The following is a 13167-nucleotide window of genomic DNA, read 5'->3' as shown; positions in this document are numbered from 1 at the left end:
GATGATTGCAGAGACCGTCTGTTCAGCCGTCTCCGTCGCCGGCCTCGGCATCGCCGCGGTCACGGCCTACCGCAAGCGTTTCCTGTCGGCGGCCCGGATCGCCGCGTACTCGCTGGTGCCGATCGGCCTCGTCATGACCGGTGTGGTGGGCTGGCTGGCCGACACCGCGTTCAGCCCGACCGCGTGGGCCGGCTTCGTGGTGCTCGGCGGTGCCTGGCTCCTGTTCATGATCACCCGAGCCGTGGAGCGGCGCGGTGGCGGTACGCGCAAGGAGCGCAGGGCGGCGAAGGCGGCCGCGGAGCGTGACGCGGTCGCCCCGGCGGCCTCGGCTCCGTCCCTGGGCCAGGCCTCCCGGCCGGCGGCCCGGCCCGCAGACCGGCCCGCCGCGCAGCCGCGGCGGTCCGAGGGCTCCGGCGACGACTTCAGCGACATCGAGGCGATCCTGAAGAAGCACGGCATCTGAGCGCACGGCACCGGCGCAGCGGTCCGTCCGGGCGGCACGCCCTCCGAGCCGTTCGACCCGAGAAGCGCGGCGTCGGAGCGGTACCGCTTTCCGGGGCCGACCGGCCACAAGATCGCACGCCGGGCGTACGGAACGTACGGAACCGTTCAGGTTCGGGCACGCCCGTCACATGATCCAGCGAACTCCCGTATATTCCGTGCGTGTTGATCGCGCAGAGGGTGCTGCCTGCGTCATCATCGCCCGCGAGATGCTGGACACAACACCGAGCGACACCGCCGCCCCGCCCAAGGAGCGGCGAGGTTGTCTCTTCGCGCTCTCCCAGCCGCCACTGATGATCTTCCTGACAGTGATCGGCTGCCTGCTACTCATGGCTTCGCTGCACGACCTGCTGCTGCTCTGAGCTGTACACGGAGCCCCTGGCGTCACCCGCCGAGGGCTCCGTCGGTCCGGTCCCCCGTGGGGGCGGTCGCGGACGTGTCCCACCATCTCGCCCGTTCGGCCCGTTCAGCCCGCGGCTTCCTTGCGGCGCGCCCGGTACGCGGCGACGTGGAGCCGGTTCCCGCAGGTTCGGCTGTCGCAGTAGCGGCGCGAACGGTTGCGGGAGAGATCCACGAAGGCCCGCCGACAGTCCGGCGCCTCGCAGCGGCGCAGCCGCTCCTGCTCCCCGGCGACCACGAAGAAGGCCAGCGCCATCCCGCAGTCGGCCGCGAGATGGTCGGCGACCGAGGCTCCCGGCGCGAAGTAGTGGACATGCCAGTCGTAGCCGTCGTGGTCCGTCAGCCGCGGGGTGGTGCCCGCGGTGGCGATCAGCTCGTTGATGAGGGAGGCCGAGGTCCGGGGATCGTCGGCCGCGAAGATCGCGGCGAACCGGCCGCGGATCCGGTGGACGGCGGCGAGATCGTCCGCAGACAGCACCCCGACATCGCTGATCTCGTGCTTTCGTACGAAATCCGCGAGGGCCGCGACGTCCGCGAGCCCGTCGGTCGTCTCGTCCTCCGGCACGGTGTTCACCAGATCCACCACGGTGTCGAGTGAGCACCGGGTGTCGTGGGTGATCAGCACGATTCGCTCCCTGGCCTGGGGCCGGGCGAGGGCGCCCGTCCGATGCTGGCCGATCGTAGTGCTTCCCGGCCGGACGGAGGCGGGCGTGGTGCCCCGGACACGCACCGGCGCCGCCGCCGCGGACTTTCCGCGACGCCGGCGTCGGTGTCATCCCTATGCGGTTGTCTAGGCCCGAGCCGTCTCCCCGAGTGGACGGCGCCGGGCGGCTCTGTGGAGACGCGTCAGCTCTCGGCCAGGATGTGTGAGAGCTCCGTGTCGAGGTCGAAGTGCCGGTGTTCCGTACCCGGGGGCACGGCTGCGTCCGTTCGCTTCAGGAAGGATTCCAGGGCCCTCGCGGGGGCTTCGAGCAGGGCTTCACCCTCCGGGGAGCTCAGGGCGATGCATACGACGCCCTGACCGTGGCTCCGGGACGGCCAGACTCGGACGTCGCCGGTACCGGTGGGCCGGTGCAGGCCCTCGGCGAGGAGGTCGCGGGCGAACACCCACTCGACGGTTTCCTCGGCTCCGGTGTGGAAGGTGGCGTGCACGGCGTAGGGATCGGCCGTGTCATACCGCAGTCCTGCGGGTACAGGCAGTGAGGACTCGCTCGACACAACGAGGCGCAGGTGCAGCTCGCAGCTGACCGTGGTGTTCATAAGCGCCAGGGCCTTTCGCTCAGTGTGCGCTCGGGGATTCGCACGTCGGCGAAATCGACATGCCACCTACGGTGCCGTTGTAAACCCCTCTGAGGGTTTTGCGTGTCTTTATGTAACTCATCCGGCCGAGGGCGCCTTCGCCGGATAGGGCCATTCCGGTGACCGGTTTCTCTCGGGTAGGGTTTGGTCGTATGAATACGGGGAGTGACGAGCCGGGCGAGGTCGCCATGGCGGACGACGAGGCGGAGAATGAACGAGCGCTCGGTTCGCGTGCGCCGGAATTCATCAAGGCGCGGCGCGCCCTGCATGTGAGCTGGCAGGTCGGCGTTTTCGTCGTGGGGCTCGCAGTGGTCGGCGCGGGCGTGGTCATGCTGCCGCTGCCGGGCCCCGGCTGGCTGGTGATCTTCGGGGGCATGGCGATCTGGGCGACCGAGTTCGTCTGGGCCCAGCTGGTGCTCCGCTGGACGAAGCGCAAGGTCACGGAGGCGACCCAGCGCGCGCTCGACCCCAAGGTCCGGCGTCGCAACATCATCCTGACGACGATCGGCCTCGCGATCGTGGCCGTCCTCGTCGGCGTCTACGTCTGGAAGTTCGGCTTCGAGATGCCCTGGAACATCAAGGAGTGACCGGGCGGGACGGGCCTCCTGAGGGCCGTCCGCGCTGGTCGAAGCCATCCCCTGACATGGGGTAATGTTCTCTCTGCGCCCGGGCGATTAGCTCAGCGGGAGAGCGCTTCGTTCACACCGAAGAGGTCACTGGTTCGAACCCAGTATCGCCCACTTGTACGAATCGGCTCCGGTCCACGACCTCGTGGACCGGAGCCGTTGTCGTTGACGTGAGGGGGGCTCGCCGTACGTGGCGGCCGTGGTCCGTGCCGGAGCCGGCGGGTGCGCATGTGCCCAGGTCATCTGCCTCGGGACTGCCCCGGTCCGGGCCGCGGCCTCCCGGTGAGCGGCCCGCGGCGCTCCGCGCCGGAGCGCTCGGGGCCCCACCGCGTTCGCGCGACGCGAGGCGGTCGAGGGTCGCGGAGGCGAGTGCGGCCCGGGTCGGTGCCGGTCCGCGCGCGACCCGGCGCCGTCGCTCGGTCGCTTCGAATCGACCGTTCCGTGCTTCGCCTGCCGCTTCCGTGGGTGCGGACTCCGCCGAGCGTCGCGCCCCCACTCCTCACGCTCCGTTCCGTGACCCGTCGCCAACGCCTCCGACGGCCGTACGTTTTCGGCCGTGCGCCCCCTCCGCCCCGCGATGCGAAAGATGTTCGATCAATCGATCGTGTGCGCCCGACCTGCGGAGTCCCGCCCAGGGGGACCGGCCTCGTCGCACGGTCGTGAGAACGCGGACGTGGCGGGGCGCGTCCGGGTCCTGTCCGAATCACCGGTGCGCTCCACCGTGACGGGACGGACAGCGGCGGCTCCACGAGCGGACCGTGACGGTCCGTCATGTGGGGCGGCGTTCGCCGGGGCCGGTGAGGGTGACGGGAGGTTCGAAACCCGCCCTTCCGGGAACAAGCGGAAGTTTCGGAAGAGTTGGTGAAGCGGACTTCCCGGATTATGTGGACTTCTGAGGGAAGTTCTTGTGCCCGGACCTCCATGGAAATTTGGTGTACGCATTTCGGAACGCCATCTGATTTCTGCGGAAGTACGACAAGAACGGAAGTCCGTTCGGCTCAAGTCGCCGATAAGTGTGGGAAATATTAATCGGCTCGGAAATCGTCGAACCGGAGTTGAGAAGAACGGGCCCGGCGGACGGAAAACGGTTCGGTATTCCGGGCCTTCCCGACGCCGTGTCACTTCTCCATGGCGGGGCGGTGCTTGGGGGTGGGCGGGCTCCGCGCGGGAGAGGAGCCGGGCGGCGGCCGATGTTGCGTGGCGCACCCAAGGCGATCCATGGCGCGTTCGTCAAGCACCCGCCGCCCGACGCGCCGGAGATACCCCCTGGTGGCCCCGGCGCGGAAATGTGCCGAGGTCCGGGAGTAGCCGTCCGTCCTCTCTCCCCGGCCCTGTGGACTGGGGGCTTCCGCCCGTCGGACGGTGAGCACGACGGATGCTCCGCGCTCCCGCTCCAATACCGGCGACAGCCTTCCGAATTCCCGGAAGCGGTATCAAGCGGGGTGCTGTCGCGACACCTTCACCGAGATGTCCGACGGCGCCGGTGGCCGAGGGCCGACCGGCGCCGTCGTGGTGGACTGCGGGCTTCTCGTTCAGTCCATCCGTCCCAGCACGTCCCGCACGCGCCGCGCGTCGCGGATCCGCTGCTCGTACGTGGCGCCCAGGGCGAGCAACAGCACACCGGCGAGTGCGGGTGCCACCCAGCGGGGGAGTGCGTCGACCATCTGCACGATGTACGGCGCGAGTTCGTGGAGCGCGTCCAGGGTGAGCACCGCGCCGCCCAGCAGCAGCGGCGCCTGGAGGCGGTGGCGGGCGCCCAGCAGCGTCACGGCGAGCGCCGCCGCACCGAGCACCAGGGGGCGCAGCGCCTGCGGGTCGGCCCACGCGGCCAGGAGACTCGGGAAGAGGCTTGCGGACAGCCCCGGCGCGTACGCGGTCCAGGACGACACCGCCGGGTCCTCGCGACGCCGATACACGCCGACGAGCAGCGCCGGGACGGTCACCGGCAGTGTGTAGGCCTCCGGGGACGTCACGTCCCAGGCCGCCAGCCGCACCCAGGCGGCCAGCACGAACAGGGCGGCGGCCGCGTAGCCGACGGACCGGCGGTCCTCCCGTACGGCCGTGCCCGCCGCGACGACCCCGCACAGCGCGAGGACCGTGGCCAGCATCGGCGGGTCGGTGACGGTGAGCGCGACGGCGAGCACTGCCGCGACGGCTCCGGTGATCTCGACGGACACCGTCGTCGGCACGTCGCCGAGGCGCGCCGCGATCAGGGCGGCCAGGGCGGGGACCGCCAGCACGAGCAGAGCCGTGTGCTGAGGCTGCCAGCCGAGGGACGCGCCCGCCGCACAGGCCGAGGCGGCGAGGTAGCCGAGGGCGGCCGGCGCCCCGACCGGACCGAGGCCGGGCTCTCGGGCGGTGACCGCGAACAGGGCGGCCAGCGCGGCGAACACGATCAGGGTGGCGGTCTCCGAAGCCAGCGCCAGGAACGCGAGATCGACGGAGGTGACCAGGGCCAGGACCACGGAGATCACCGGGGGACGCGTGCGGCGGGCGAGCACCAGCAGGGCCGCCGTCGTCAGCACGTGGACGAAAAGGCCGGCCACGTAGGGGAGTTCGAGGGCGGCCGGGAGGGAGAGGGCCGTCGACCACGCCAGGACCAGAGCGCCCGCAAGAGCCCGCGGACGCCACGCGGCGGAACGGACCGCGACGACCAGGACGGCTGCGACGAGGCCGAGGACGAGCGGTGCCGTGAGCGCGTCCGACGGCCAGGGCAGCGCGCTCGTCACCGCGTCCCGCGCGGTCGCCGGGGCACCGGACCAGACCGTGCCCACCCGGGCGAGCGGTCCCACGAGCGAGACCACGACCACGGGCAGCGCCCAGACCACGGCGAGCGCCTGCACAGCGCCGGAGGCGGCGGCGATCCCACGGCGCACCGACTCCGGCAGCCCGGGCCGAACGGCAGCCAACAGGGCCAGCCCGCACACCAGATGGCCGGGAACGGTCCACTCGCCGGGCAGCACCGTCCGCAGCACACCGCCGAACGCGACGACCGTGATCAGCCCGCCGGCCGCGGCGGTGCCGGTCGCGACGCCCGGCCTCGCGGCGGCCCACGCCGCCGAGAGGGCGATCGAGGCGGCGAGGAGCAGGAGCGCGGCCGCCCGGGTCGCGTCGCCCGGTCCGGCGGCCGACCAGGACAGATAGCAACCGGCGAACGTGCCCCAGCCACCCAGACCGAACGCGCCGACGGCGGCGACCACCCGTACGGCCGTCGAAGGCGCGCGCAGCGCGACCACGGCGTCGAACGCGGCCGTCACCAGCAGGGCGGCCGTGATGGCGTGCGCTCCCGCGCCGACGGCGGCCGCCCAGAGGACGAGCGGGAACTGGGCGGCGACCACGGAGGCCGGGACAGGAAGCCGCAGCCGCAGACCGGGGACGGCCCCCCGTCGTACCGCTCCGGACGCGGGGTCCGGAGCACGGTCGCCGGACGGGGACTCCCCGGTCATCCGGCGGTCGCCGGACTCCTGTCGGCCCGGAGCGCCGCGCCACGCGCCGATCGTGAGCCCGTACGCGGCCCACCCGGCGGCCAGGGTCGCCGAGGCGAGCGCCGCGTACCCGACGCCGTCCGTGTCCGGGAGCGCGACCGTGTGCAGGGCGTACGCGTCCAGGACCGTCAGGACGAGGCCGAGGCCGGCCAGCGACTCGGCGGTCGACCGCAGGCCCCGCCGCAGGAGGAGGACGGGCGAGCCGAGCGCGGCCAGCGTCACCGCGCCGAGCACGGCGGACCGTCCGACGATCCCCAGGTGGCCCCAGCTCACGAGCGTGAACGCGATGGCGGCGACGGTGAGCAGGATGCCGCCGAGGATCAGGAGCACGTTCTGCACACCGGGCGCCGTGGCCTCGGGCCGGCGGGCCGGCGGCACCGGAGGTGCGGTCAGCGCGGGCCGCGACTGGAGCAGGTGGACCAGCCAGGCACGACGGTGCAGCAACACGGCCCGGCGTGCGTCCAGTTGCCGCAGCTCGGCGTCCAGGAGCCGCAGCTCTTCGGCCGGAGGCGGGATAGGGGTCATGTCACGGAGTGTGGTTCCGGCCAGGTGTCCGGGACATGAGTCCGCGTACTCACGCCGTACTCAGGTCCGCCGACGGGTCCGTGCGTACCGGAACCCGGCAGCCCGCGAACAAGGGCGCGCACGACCGGACATGGAGACGACCCGACGACGGGCACACTCGTTCCATGGACTGGAGTCACTACCGCTTCCACAGCGAGTGGGAGCTGCCCGCGCCTTCCGCCGCCGTGTACGCCGCCCTGGAACGCGCCGAGAACTACCCGCTCTGGTGGCCCCAGGTGCGCGAGGTGACGCCGGTCGACGACCACAGCGGCGTCATCCGGATACGCTCCACCCTCCCGTACGACATCACCTTCACCGCACGCGCGGCGCGCCGGGACCCGGTGGCCGGCGTCCTGGAGATCGCGATGACGGGCGACCTGGACGGCTGGGCGCGCTGGACCCTCGACGTGACGGGGCCGGGCACCCGCGCGCGCTACGACCAGGAAGTGCGCGTCACCACGGCGCTGCTGCGCCGCCTGGCCGTGCCCGGACGGCCCTTCTTCCGCGCCAACCACGCCCTGATGATGCGCGCGGGACGACGCGGCCTGAGGACGTACCTCGAAGCGGTTTGAACCCCACCCGCCCGGACCTGTATGGTTCAGTGCGTTCCCGGGCGATTAGCTCAGTGGGAGAGCGCTTCGTTCACACCGAAGAGGTCACTGGTTCGAACCCAGTATCGCCCACCCGGAGAAGACCGGTCCGTCACCGACGGACCGGTTTTTCGTTGTGCTCGCGCCCGCCTGCCCGTTCAGGCCGCGGCCGCCGGAAGCTCGGGTCGCAGCGGCCACGCCGGATCCACCGCCTCGTCCGAACCGCTGCGCGCGAACCACGCCTGCAGCCCGCGCGCCTGCGCCGCGTGCCACCCCGCCTGGAGCGTGTGCAGCTCGGCGGGCGACAGCCGTTCGAGCCGCGGCGCGAACCGCCGCCCCACCGCCCGCACCAGTTCCAGCGACGCGAGCGCGTCCGCCGCCGCGTCGTGCGCGCCCTCCAGCACCACGTCGTAGTGCGCGCACAGGTCGGTCAGGGTGCGGCGGCCCTTGCGGTAGCGGTCCAGATGTTTGTCCAGAACCCGCGGGTCGAGCACCCGCAGCGCCGCCGGGTCGAACCAGCGGTCCAGCGACGACGCCCGGTGCCGGCGCAACTCCCGGTCCAGGAGCGTCAGGTCGAAGGGGGCGTTCATCACCACCAGCGGCCGCCCCGCCGCGGCCTGTTCGCCCAGCTCGCGCGCTATCTCCTCCAGTACGGGCGACGGCCAGCGGCCGTTGCGCTGCAGATGTTCGTCCGTGAGCCCGTGCACCGCCGTCGCCCCCGCGGGCACCGGCACTCCCGGGTTCACCAGCCATCGGGTCACCCTGGGGCGGGTACCCGCGGCGTCCTGGACGACGACGGCGGCCGACACGATCCTGTCGGTCTCGACGTCCACGCCCGTGGTCTCCGTGTCGAACGCGGCCAGAGGGCCCTCGTACCAGCACGTCATACGTACACAACTCCTCGTTCACCCACGGCAGCTGACGCACCGTCTTCTGCCCGTTTGGTGATACCCGGGCTGTTTGCGCCGTACGCCGGAAGGAGACAACAGAGGTACGGGTCTTTGCAGTTCAGCGACCCGCTGCGCGGATACACCAAGTCTGGAAGGCTGTTGGACTCATGGCACTCGCCCAGCCCGAACGGGGCGGGCTGCTGCCCCAGCGGACGGCACCCCATCGCGGCTCACTCGCCACCACCGCCTGCATGGAGACCCTGCAGGTGGGCTACCTGCACGCCGTGGCGGCGGCGGCCGGCTGCTCGCTGTCCCAGCCGTTTCCCGACAACGGCATCGACTGGCACGTCAGCCACAGCGCCCCCGGGCACACGGTCGACGACGAAGTCACCATCAAGGTGCAGCTCAAGTGCACGTACCAGATACCGCCCGACCCACCGGGGCCCGCGTTCTCCTTCACGCTCGACAACGCCCACCTGGCGAAGCTCGCGCGCACCCCGGTCTCCGTGCACAAGATCCTGGTCGTGATGCTCGTGCCCAGATCCCAGGACGACTGGCTGCGCGCCGGCCACGACCGGCTCGACCTGCGGCACTGCTGCTACTGGATCAACCTCGCCGGGCACGCCATCACGGGCCGGCGCCGGAGCACCGTCCGCATCTCGACGGCCCGGATCTTCGACGACCGTGCCCTCTGCGAGATCATGACGAGGGTCGGGACGGGAGGCAGACCATGACACACCGCCCGATCGACGAGCCGCTGCGACCGGTGAGGCCGCACCCCGCCGAACCCCTCTGGGACGCCCCTCCGGCCCCCGACCAGGTCGACCCGTCCGTCCTCGGCGCCCTCCTGCGACGCCACGGCTGGCAGCGGCGCGGGGGAGCTCCGGGACGGTACGGCCGGTGGACACCACCCGGGCCCGGGGGCGGCGGCACCAGCCTGCTGGTGCCGGAGAACCGGGCCTTCCCCGACAGCGACGACCTGCTCGGCGAAGCCCTCGTCGCGCTCGCCCGCAGCGGCTCGCCGTCCGCACGCGACGTGCTGCTCGCGCTCGCCGTCCCCAGCGACGAGGTCCGCTGGTGGCGCGACGTGCCCACCGGACCCGCCGGCGCCGCGCCCTGGACGGTCGAGGAGCAGCTGCGCGGGGCCGCCCGCCAGATGCTGCTCGCCGCCGCGCTCGCCACCCGCGCGCGTGCCGGTTACTACGGCGCCCGGCACCGCAGGTCCGCCGCCGCTTCCCTGGACAGCGTGCTGGTCGGTGCCGAACCGGGCGGCCGCCGTCTCACCGCGTTCGTCCCCGTCGCCACCGGCCGGCCGCTCGCCGTCCGCCTGCACCAGGCGCTGTACGCGGCCCGCGAGGCGATCGACTACCAGCGGGCCACGGGCGGCATGGACGCCTTCGACGCGGCCGTCGAGGCCGGCGTCAGCCACGAACTGATGGAAGCCCTGGTGGCCCTCGTGCGCGGGACGGAGGGCGCCCGGATCGCCGTCGAGTGGTCGCCCGCCGAGGGTGTTCCCGAGGGCGGAGCGAACCCCGCCGAGGCCGTGGAGTTCTCGCCCGGTGACCTTCCCGTGCTCCGCGAGGCGGGCGCCCGGTACCTGCGCGAGGAGCCGTCCGTCCCGGTGCGCATCACCGGCGCGGTCGTCAGGATGCGCCGGTCGGGTCCGCGGGGCGCGGGGACCGTACGGCTGCGGGTCATCGCCGGCGCGGAGGTCCCGCACGTACGGGCCACCCTGGACGAGGAGGCCTACCGGATAGCGGGCCAGGCCCATCTGGTCGGGCTGCCGGTGCGCGTGCACGGACGGCTGGAGAGCCGCGGCGGTTTCCGGCGGCTCACGGACGCCTCCGGGGTCGTGCCCGTACAGGTCGACGAGGCGGAGCGGGACCGGCTGATGAAGTCGCTGCAGGAGAACCTGGACTTCTTCGAGGAGGCCTGCAGCGGGGACTGAGGCGGCCCGCGATGGGGACCGGGGCGGGGGCCTGTCCACAACCCTTTCGCGGAGGGGTCCCCGGGCTCGGTAGGATTCGGGGCATTGCCATGCCATGCCGTCTGTGGTGTGGAGTCGCCTTCAGTCAGGAGAGTCCGGTGTCAGAGGTCCGTGTGGTCATCCAACGCGATTCCGAGCGGGAAGAGCGCGTGGTGACGACGGGCACTACGGCCGCCGAGCTCTTCGCCGGCCAGCGCACCATCATCGCCGCCCGCGTGGCCGGCGAGCTGAAGGACCTCGCGTACGAGGTGCGGGACGGCGAGGAGGTCGAGCCCGTCGAGATCTCCTCCGAGGACGGCCTGAACATCCTGCGCCACTCCACCGCGCACGTCATGGCCCAGGCCGTGCAGGAGCTCTTCCCCGAGGCCAAGCTGGGCATCGGCCCGCCGGTCAAGGACGGCTTCTACTACGACTTCGAGGTCGCGAGGCCCTTCACGCCCGAGGACCTCAAGGCCGTCGAGAAGAAGATGCAGGAGATCCAGAAGCGCGGCCAGCGCTTCTCCCGCCGCGTCGTCACCGACGAGGACGCCCGCGAGGAGCTCGCCGCCGAGCCGTACAAGCTGGAGCTCATCGGCATCAAGGGCTCCGCGTCCTCGGACGACGGCGCGGACGTCGAGGTGGGCGGCGGCGAGCTGACCATCTACGACAACCTCGACGCCAAGACCGGCGAGCTGTGCTGGAAGGACCTCTGCCGCGGTCCCCACCTGCCCACCACCCGCAACATCCCGGCGTTCAAGCTCATGCGCAACGCCGCCGCGTACTGGCGCGGCAGTGAGAAGAACCCCATGCTCCAGCGCATCTACGGCACCGCCTGGCCCTCCAAGGAGGAGCTGAAGGCGCACCTCGACTTCCTCGCCGAGGCCGAGAAGCGCGACCACCGCAAGCTGGGCAACGAACTGGACCTGTTCTCCATCCCGGACCAGATCGGCTCCGGCCTCGCCGTCTTCCACCCCAAGGGCGGCATCATCCGCCGGGTCATGGAGGACTACTCGCGCCGCCGGCACGAGGAGGAGGGCTACGAGTTCGTCTACACCCCGCACGCCACCAAGGGGAAGCTCTTCGAGACCTCGGGCCACCTGGACTGGTACGCGGACGGCATGTACCCGCCCATGCAGCTCGACGAGGGCGTGGACTACTACCTCAAGCCCATGAACTGCCCGATGCACAACCTGATCTTCGACGCGCGCGGCCGTTCGTACCGTGAACTTCCCCTGCGCCTCTTCGAGTTCGGCACCGTGTACCGGTACGAGAAGTCCGGCGTCGTGCACGGCCTGACCCGCGCCCGCGGCTTCACCCAGGACGACGCGCACATCTACTGCACCAAGGAGCAGATGGCGGAGGAGCTCGACAAGACGCTCACCTTCGTCCTGAACCTGCTGCGCGACTACGGCCTCACCGACTTCTACCTGGAGCTGTCCACCAAGGACCCGGAGAAGTTCGTCGGCTCGGACGAGGTCTGGGAAGAGGCCACCGAGACGCTGCGCCAGGTCGCCGAGAAGCAGGGCCTCCCGCTGGTCCCGGACCCGGGCGGCGCCGCCTTCTACGGCCCGAAGATCTCCGTGCAGGCCAAGGACGCCATCGGCCGCACCTGGCAGATGTCGACCGTGCAGCTCGACTTCAACCTGCCCGAGCGCTTCGACCTCGAGTACACCGGCCCGGACGGTTCCAAGCAGCGCCCGGTCATGATCCACCGCGCGCTCTTCGGCTCCATCGAGCGCTTCTTCGCCGTGCTCCTCGAGCACTACGCGGGCGCGTTCCCGGCCTGGCTGGCGCCCGTCCAGGCGATCGGCATCCCGATCGGCGACGCGCACGTCGAGTACCTGCAGAAGTTCGCCGCGGAGGCCAAGAAGAAGGGCCTGCGCGTCGAGGTGGACGCCTCCTCGGACCGGATGCAGAAGAAGATCCGCAACGCGCAGAAGCAGAAGGTGCCCTTCATGGTCATCGCGGGCGACGAGGACATGGCGGCCGGCGCCGTCTCGTTCCGCTACCGCGACGGCTCGCAGGAGAACGGCATCCCGCTCGACGAGGCGATCGCCAAGATCGCCCGCGTCGTCGAGGAGCGCGCGCAGGTCTGATCCGCGACCACAGCCGACGAGAGGCCCCCGGAAGCTCAGCTTCGCGGGGGCCTCTCGTCGTCGCCCTCCCGCGAGAACACCTGCAGCAGCCACGACGAGAACGAGCCCGTGACCGCGCCGAGCAGGGCCAGACCGCACGCCATCATGGCGACGGCGATGACGCGGCCCCGGGCCGTCACCGGCGTCACGTCCCCGTAGCCCACCGTCGCGAGCGTGGAGCACGCCCACCACACGGAGTCCCCGAAGGTACGGATCGTCGCGCCCGGCGCCGCGTACTCCGCCTGGTAGACGGCGAGGGCCCCGGCGAAGCCGAGCAGCAGGACGCCGATGCCCGCGTAGAACATCACGCGCGCGTACAGCGGCAGCCGGGGTTCCCCTCGCCGGCGCATCACGGCGTCGTAGAGCCGGACGACCCGCAGCGGCCGCAGCAGCGGCAGGACGAGGACCACCGTGTCCAGGACATGGGTCCGTACGAAGCCGAGGCCCCGCCCGCTCAGCCGCCAGAGCACCAGGTAGTCGACGAGGAACATGGCCCAGGCGACCGCGATCACGATCAGGCAGATCCGGCGTCCCCAGTCGGGCATCCCGTGCGCCAGCACGTGGACCGCGTAGGCGGTCAGGAAGAGCATCGACGCGACCGCCAGCGGTACCTCGGTGCGCTGCCTCCAGCGGCTCGTCGGGCTGTCGTCGTCCATGGCCCCAGCTTGGCCGCAGGGACCTTTCCCGGGCACCCGCCGACACGCCGCGAACG

12 protein-coding genes and 2 tRNA genes are annotated in these 13167 nt (G+C 71.7%); 9 read left to right on the top strand and 5 right to left on the bottom strand.

Annotated features, from left to right (window positions below):
* The first annotated feature begins 1 nt into the window (after position 1).
* Both AB0C62_RS19800 and AB0C62_RS19795 read left to right on the top strand, forming a co-directional pair.
* On the top strand, positions 2–463 hold the full coding sequence (locus AB0C62_RS19800) for a hypothetical protein (RefSeq protein ID WP_362974815.1): 462 nt from the start codon (positions 2–4) through the stop codon (positions 461–463).
* 247 nt (positions 464–710) lie between these two features.
* The gene (locus AB0C62_RS19795) at positions 711–863 is read left to right on the top strand and encodes a hypothetical protein (protein ID WP_179165490.1); all 153 of its coding nucleotides are present in this window, start codon (positions 711–713) and stop codon (positions 861–863) included.
* A gap of 104 nt (positions 864–967) precedes the next feature.
* On the opposite strand, the gene AB0C62_RS19790 is transcribed toward AB0C62_RS19795, so the two are convergent.
* Together AB0C62_RS19790 and AB0C62_RS19785 are read right to left on the bottom strand one after the other, a co-directional pair.
* Entirely contained in the window at positions 968–1525 is a 558-nt protein-coding gene (locus tag AB0C62_RS19790) for a CGNR zinc finger domain-containing protein (RefSeq protein WP_362974813.1), read from the bottom strand.
* A gap of 221 nt (positions 1526–1746) precedes the next feature.
* Complete coding sequence (locus AB0C62_RS19785; protein WP_003959770.1) at positions 1747–2160, bottom strand: SsgA family sporulation/cell division regulator; 414 nt, start codon at positions 2158–2160, stop codon at positions 1747–1749.
* A 191-nt stretch (positions 2161–2351) separates the two neighbouring features.
* Here AB0C62_RS19785 and AB0C62_RS19780 point away from each other — a divergent pair, with 191 nt between their 5' ends.
* Both AB0C62_RS19780 and AB0C62_RS19775 read left to right on the top strand, forming a co-directional pair.
* Positions 2352–2786, top strand: a complete 435-nt coding sequence (locus AB0C62_RS19780) for a TIGR02611 family protein (RefSeq protein WP_362974811.1) — start codon at positions 2352–2354, stop codon at positions 2784–2786.
* A gap of 81 nt (positions 2787–2867) precedes the next feature.
* Positions 2868–2939, top strand: a tRNA-Val gene (locus tag AB0C62_RS19775).
* Between the two features lie 1418 nt (positions 2940–4357).
* Here the strand turns inward: AB0C62_RS19775 and AB0C62_RS19770 are convergent.
* A complete protein-coding gene (locus AB0C62_RS19770; protein ID WP_362974809.1) occupies positions 4358–6835 on the bottom strand; it encodes a hypothetical protein in 2478 nt (825 codons plus the stop codon).
* Positions 6836–6999: 164 nt separating this feature from the next.
* Here AB0C62_RS19770 and AB0C62_RS19765 point away from each other — a divergent pair, with 164 nt between their 5' ends.
* Both AB0C62_RS19765 and AB0C62_RS19760 read left to right on the top strand, forming a co-directional pair.
* A complete protein-coding gene (locus AB0C62_RS19765; protein ID WP_362974807.1) occupies positions 7000–7446 on the top strand; it encodes an SRPBCC family protein in 447 nt (148 codons plus the stop codon).
* A 39-nt stretch (positions 7447–7485) separates the two neighbouring features.
* A tRNA-Val gene (locus tag AB0C62_RS19760) sits at positions 7486–7557 on the top strand.
* Positions 7558–7622: 65 nt separating this feature from the next.
* Here the strand turns inward: AB0C62_RS19760 and AB0C62_RS19755 are convergent.
* Complete coding sequence (locus AB0C62_RS19755; protein ID WP_362974805.1) at positions 7623–8351, bottom strand: 3'-5' exonuclease; 729 nt, start codon at positions 8349–8351, stop codon at positions 7623–7625.
* 170 nt (positions 8352–8521) lie between these two features.
* Here AB0C62_RS19755 and AB0C62_RS19750 point away from each other — a divergent pair, with 170 nt between their 5' ends.
* The 3 genes from AB0C62_RS19750 to thrS all read left to right on the top strand — a co-directional run bounded on the left by AB0C62_RS19750 (position 8522) and on the right by thrS (position 12416).
* Positions 8522–9088, top strand: a complete 567-nt coding sequence (locus tag AB0C62_RS19750) for a DUF4365 domain-containing protein (RefSeq protein WP_362974803.1) — start codon at positions 8522–8524, stop codon at positions 9086–9088.
* Complete coding sequence (locus AB0C62_RS19745; protein WP_362974801.1) at positions 9085–10302, top strand: hypothetical protein; 1218 nt, start codon at positions 9085–9087, stop codon at positions 10300–10302. The genes AB0C62_RS19750 and AB0C62_RS19745 overlap by 4 nt, the downstream gene beginning before the upstream one ends.
* 137 nt (positions 10303–10439) lie before the next feature.
* Positions 10440–12416 (top strand): threonine--tRNA ligase, encoded by a 1977-nt coding sequence (gene thrS, locus AB0C62_RS19740; protein WP_362974799.1) that lies wholly within the window; start codon positions 10440–10442, stop codon positions 12414–12416.
* A gap of 35 nt (positions 12417–12451) precedes the next feature.
* Here the strand turns inward: thrS and AB0C62_RS19735 are convergent, their stop codons facing one another.
* A complete protein-coding gene (locus AB0C62_RS19735; RefSeq protein ID WP_362974797.1) occupies positions 12452–13111 on the bottom strand; it encodes a potassium channel family protein in 660 nt (219 codons plus the stop codon).
* Positions 13112–13167 lie beyond the last annotated feature (56 nt).

Origin of the sequence: Streptomyces sp. NPDC048643, assembly GCF_040650615.1 — a bacterium.
In the GTDB taxonomy this organism is placed as follows: Bacteria; Actinomycetota; Actinomycetes; order Streptomycetales; family Streptomycetaceae; genus Streptomyces.
This window is presented reverse-complemented; position numbering and strand designations above follow the sequence as displayed.

What these genes read in the sequence shown, in the direction of transcription:
- AB0C62_RS19800 (WP_362974815.1), top strand. Translation starts at nt 2, where the DNA reads ATGATTGCAGAGACCGTCTGTTCAGCCGTCTCCGTCGCCGGCCTCGGC.
- AB0C62_RS19770 (WP_362974809.1), bottom strand. Translation starts at nt 6,835, where the DNA reads ATGACCCCTATCCCGCCTCCGGCCGAAGAGCTGCGGCTCCTGGACGCC.
- AB0C62_RS19735 (WP_362974797.1), bottom strand. Translation starts at nt 13,111, where the DNA reads ATGGACGACGACAGCCCGACGAGCCGCTGGAGGCAGCGCACCGAGGTA.
- AB0C62_RS19765 (WP_362974807.1), top strand. Translation starts at nt 7,000, where the DNA reads ATGGACTGGAGTCACTACCGCTTCCACAGCGAGTGGGAGCTGCCCGCG.
- AB0C62_RS19750 (WP_362974803.1), top strand. Translation starts at nt 8,522, where the DNA reads ATGGCACTCGCCCAGCCCGAACGGGGCGGGCTGCTGCCCCAGCGGACG.
- AB0C62_RS19780 (WP_362974811.1), top strand. Translation starts at nt 2,352, where the DNA reads ATGAATACGGGGAGTGACGAGCCGGGCGAGGTCGCCATGGCGGACGAC.
- AB0C62_RS19755 (WP_362974805.1), bottom strand. Translation starts at nt 8,351, where the DNA reads ATGACGTGCTGGTACGAGGGCCCTCTGGCCGCGTTCGACACGGAGACC.
- AB0C62_RS19795 (WP_179165490.1), top strand. Translation starts at nt 711, where the DNA reads ATGCTGGACACAACACCGAGCGACACCGCCGCCCCGCCCAAGGAGCGG.
- AB0C62_RS19745 (WP_362974801.1), top strand. Translation starts at nt 9,085, where the DNA reads ATGACACACCGCCCGATCGACGAGCCGCTGCGACCGGTGAGGCCGCAC.
- AB0C62_RS19785 (WP_003959770.1), bottom strand. Translation starts at nt 2,160, where the DNA reads ATGAACACCACGGTCAGCTGCGAGCTGCACCTGCGCCTCGTTGTGTCG.